Source organism: Nocardiopsis protaetiae (assembly GCF_045446735.1).
GTDB lineage: Bacteria > Actinomycetota > Actinomycetes > Streptosporangiales > Streptosporangiaceae > Nocardiopsis > Nocardiopsis protaetiae.
Map to the genome: position 1 here is coordinate 1 of NZ_JBJJBV010000450.1, position 3,210 is coordinate 3,210.

Here is a 3,210-nt window from a genome sequence, read left to right on the forward strand (position 1 = left end):
TCCGGGTTCAGGGGACGCGGTGGCCCGCGGCGCGGAACAGCTCGTACCACTCCGGGCGGGTCAGGGGCAGGTCCGAGCCCTGGGCCGCCCCGGTCACCCGCTCGGGGGTGGTGGTGCCCAGCACGACCTGCATGCGGGCGGGGTGGCGGGTGATCCAGGCGGTGGCGACGGCGATCGGCGGCACGCCGTACTTCGCGGCGAGCCGGTCGATGACCGCGTTCAGCTCCGGGTACTCGGGCGAGCCGAGGAAGACCCCGTTGAAGAACCCGGCCTGGAACGGCGACCAGGCCTGCACGGTGATGTCGTGCAGCCGGGCGTGGTCCAGGACCCCGCCGCCGTCCAGGGTGGCCGACTGCGGTTCCCCGAGCATGTTGGCGGCCACGCCCTGGGCGATGATCGGCGCGTGGGTGATCGACAGCTGGAGCTGGTTCACCACGATGGGCTGGCGCACGTACCGGCGCAGCAGGTCGATCTGGCGGGGCGTGTGGTTGGAGACCCCGAAGGCGCGGACCTTTCCGGCCGCCTCCAGCTCGTCGAACGCCCGGGCGACCTCCTCGGGCTCGACGAGGGCGTCGGGCCGGTGCAGCAGCAGGATGTCGACGCGGTCGGTGTCCAGGGCGTTCAGCGAGCCCTCGACGGACGCGACGATGTGCTCGTAGGAGTAGTCGAAGTACGGCCCCTCCGGGACGATGCCGACCTTGGTCTGGATGGTGACGGCGTCGCGTTCGGACGGGGTGAGGCGCATCGCCTCGGCGAAGCGGCGCTCGCACTCGTGCAGGGTGCGGCCGTAGATGTCGGCGTGGTCGACGAAGTCGATGCCCGCGTCCCGGGCGGTGCGCACGAGGGTGCGGATCTCGTCGTCGCTCTTCTCGGCGATGCGCATCAGGCCGAGGACGACGTTGGGGGCGGTGATGTCCGTCCCGGGCAGGGTGAGGGTCTTCACGGGCTTCCTTTCGATCCGGCGGTCACGACGTTAGGAGTCCGGACCGGGGGAAGTCCAACAGGGGGATTCTCTGCGATTCAGAAGCAGGGCTCACGAATCCCCACAATGTGACCTGCATCACATGCAGATATATGGACTCTGCGTTCATTTCGAGGTTATATGGACTCACCGTCCATTTGATGGGACCAAGGGGATGAAGGACATGAGCACCACGGGTACCGATCGCGTCGCCCTCGTCACCGGCGGCTCCGGCGGCATCGGCCGCGCCGTCGCCGAGCGCCTGGCCGCCGACGGGATCGCCGTCGCCGTCCACTACGCCGGGAACAAGGACCGGGCCGACGCCGTCGTCGGCGCCGTCACCGGGGCGGGCGGGCGCGCCATCGCCGTCGCGGGCGACGTCGCCGACGAGCACGCCGTGGCCGCCGCGTTCGACGCGGCCGAGGAGGCCTTCGGCGGCGTCGACGTCGTCGTCAACACCGCCGGGATCATGGTCCTGGGCCCGATCGCGGACTTCGACCTGGACGCCCTGGACCGGATGCACCGCACCAACATCCGCGGCACCTTCGTGGTCTCCCAGCAGGCGGCTCGGCGGGTGCGCGCGGGCGGGGCGATCATCAACGTCTCCACCAGCGTCTCGCGCCTGCAGTTCCCCGGCTACGGCCCCTACGTCGCGAGCAAGCGCGCCGTGGAGGGCATCACCCTGGTCCTCGCGCGCGAGCTGCGCGGCCGGGACATCACCGTCAACACCGTCGCCCCCGGCCCCACCGCCACTCCCCTCTTCCTGGAGGGCAAGTCCGAGGCCGAGATCGACGCGCTCGCCAAGGCCGCACCGCTGGAGCGGCTGGGACGGCCCGAGGACATCGCGGAGTCGGTGGCCTTCCTCGCCGGACCGGCCCGCTGGGTCAACGGCCAGACCCTCTACACCAACGGCGGCCTGGCCTGAGGCCGGCCGCCCACCCTCCCAGAGATCAGAAAGCAGGCCGGCCATGAGCAACGTCATCGTCATCACCGGGGCCTCCAGCGGTTTCGGGGCCCTCACCGCCCGCGCGCTCGCCGACGCCGGGCACACCGTGTACGCGGGCATGCGCGAGACCGCGGACCGCAACGCGCCCCGGGTGCGCGAGGCCGCCGCGTACTCCGAGGAACACGGCGTGGACCTGCGCGCCGTCGAGCTCGACGTCAGCTCCCAGGCCTCCGTGGACGCCGCCGTCGCCGCTGTCGAGGCCGGGCACGGCCGCGTCGACGTGCTCGTCCACAACGCCGGGCACATGGTCACCGGGCCCGCCGAGGCGTTCACCCCCGAGCAGCTCGCCGAGCTGTACGACGTGAACGTGCTGTCCACCCAGCGGGTCAACCGCGCCGTCCTGCCCGGCATGCGGCGCCGCAGCGAGGGGCTCGTGCTCTGGGTGTCCAGCTCCAGCGTCAAGGGCGGGACCCCGCCCTACCTGGCCCCGTACTTCGCGGCCAAGGCGGGCATGGACTCCCTCGCGGTGTCCTACGCGGCCGAGCTCGCCCGCTGGGGCGTGGAGACGTCCATCGTCGTCCCGGGGTCGTTCACCTCCGGCACCGACCACTTCGCCCACTCCGGGCACCCGGCCGACACCGCCGTGGAGGCGGAGTACGGGGAGCGCTACCCGGGCCTGGTCGAGCAGGTCGCCGGGAAGCTCGCCGCCCTGGCCCCGGAGAACGCGGACGTCTCGCTGGTCTCCGACGAGATCGCCCGCATCGTGGCCCTGCCGCGCGGGGAGCGCCCCCACCGGGTGCACATCGACCCGGTGGACGACGGCTCGGAGGAGGTCTCCGGGGTCGCCGACCGCGTCCGCGGCGAGTTCCTGGGCCGGGTCGGGCTCGACGACCTGCTCACCGTCCGGTCCTGACCGGGACACAGGAGTGAGGGGAGAGACCATGTCCACCGACCTGCCCGCGCCGATCCGCGCCTTCGTGGACGCGACCAACGCCGGGGACACGGAGGCCTTCGCCGCCGCGTTCACCGAGGACGCTTACCTGAACGACTGGGGCCGGGAGTTCCACGGCCGCGACGGGGTGCGCGCCTGGGACCGCACCGACAACATCGGGAAGCGGTCGCACTTCGAGGTCGTCTCCAGCGGGCCCGGGCCCGACCCCGACAGCCACGTCGTGGTGCTCACGGTGACCGGCGACGGCTACAACGGCACCGGGCCGATGACCTTCCACCTGCGCGACGGCCGCATCGCGAGCCTGCGCATCAGCCCGACGTAGACGCACCGGCCCAGCATAGAGTCGTGCGG

Annotated in this window: 4 protein-coding genes; 3 read left to right on the plus strand and 1 reads right to left on the minus strand. The window is 72.1% G+C overall.

The genetic code is table 11. The features are described from left to right. Positions 1-7 precede the first annotated feature (7 nt). Positions 8-943: an aldo/keto reductase gene (locus ACJOT3_RS33670; protein ID WP_406977176.1), complete on the minus strand. Its 936-nt coding sequence runs from the start codon at positions 941-943 to the stop codon at positions 8-10. Positions 944-1,145: 202 nt separating this feature from the next. On the opposite strand from ACJOT3_RS33670, the gene ACJOT3_RS33675 reads away from it, so the two are divergent. From ACJOT3_RS33675 to ACJOT3_RS33685, 3 genes are read left to right on the plus strand one after another with little or no spacing between them, the layout of a single operon-like run. After that, the gene (locus ACJOT3_RS33675) at positions 1,146-1,886 is read left to right on the plus strand and encodes an SDR family oxidoreductase (protein WP_406977177.1); all 741 of its coding nucleotides are present in this window, start codon (positions 1,146-1,148) and stop codon (positions 1,884-1,886) included. A gap of 43 nt (positions 1,887-1,929) precedes the next feature. Then, a complete protein-coding gene (locus tag ACJOT3_RS33680; protein ID WP_406977178.1) occupies positions 1,930-2,820 on the plus strand; it encodes an SDR family oxidoreductase in 891 nt (296 codons plus the stop codon). 28 nt (positions 2,821-2,848) lie between these two features. Continuing rightward, positions 2,849-3,181, plus strand: a complete 333-nt coding sequence (locus ACJOT3_RS33685; RefSeq protein ID WP_406977179.1) for a nuclear transport factor 2 family protein — start codon at positions 2,849-2,851, stop codon at positions 3,179-3,181. Positions 3,182-3,210 lie beyond the last annotated feature (29 nt).

Bases quoted from the DNA above. Each gene is read 5' to 3' on its own strand.
- ACJOT3_RS33675 (WP_406977177.1), top strand. From the start codon at position 1,146: ATGAGCACCACGGGTACCGATCGCGTCGCCCTCGTCACCGGCGGCTCC.
- ACJOT3_RS33680 (WP_406977178.1), top strand. From the start codon at position 1,930: ATGAGCAACGTCATCGTCATCACCGGGGCCTCCAGCGGTTTCGGGGCC.
- ACJOT3_RS33685 (WP_406977179.1), top strand. From the start codon at position 2,849: ATGTCCACCGACCTGCCCGCGCCGATCCGCGCCTTCGTGGACGCGACC.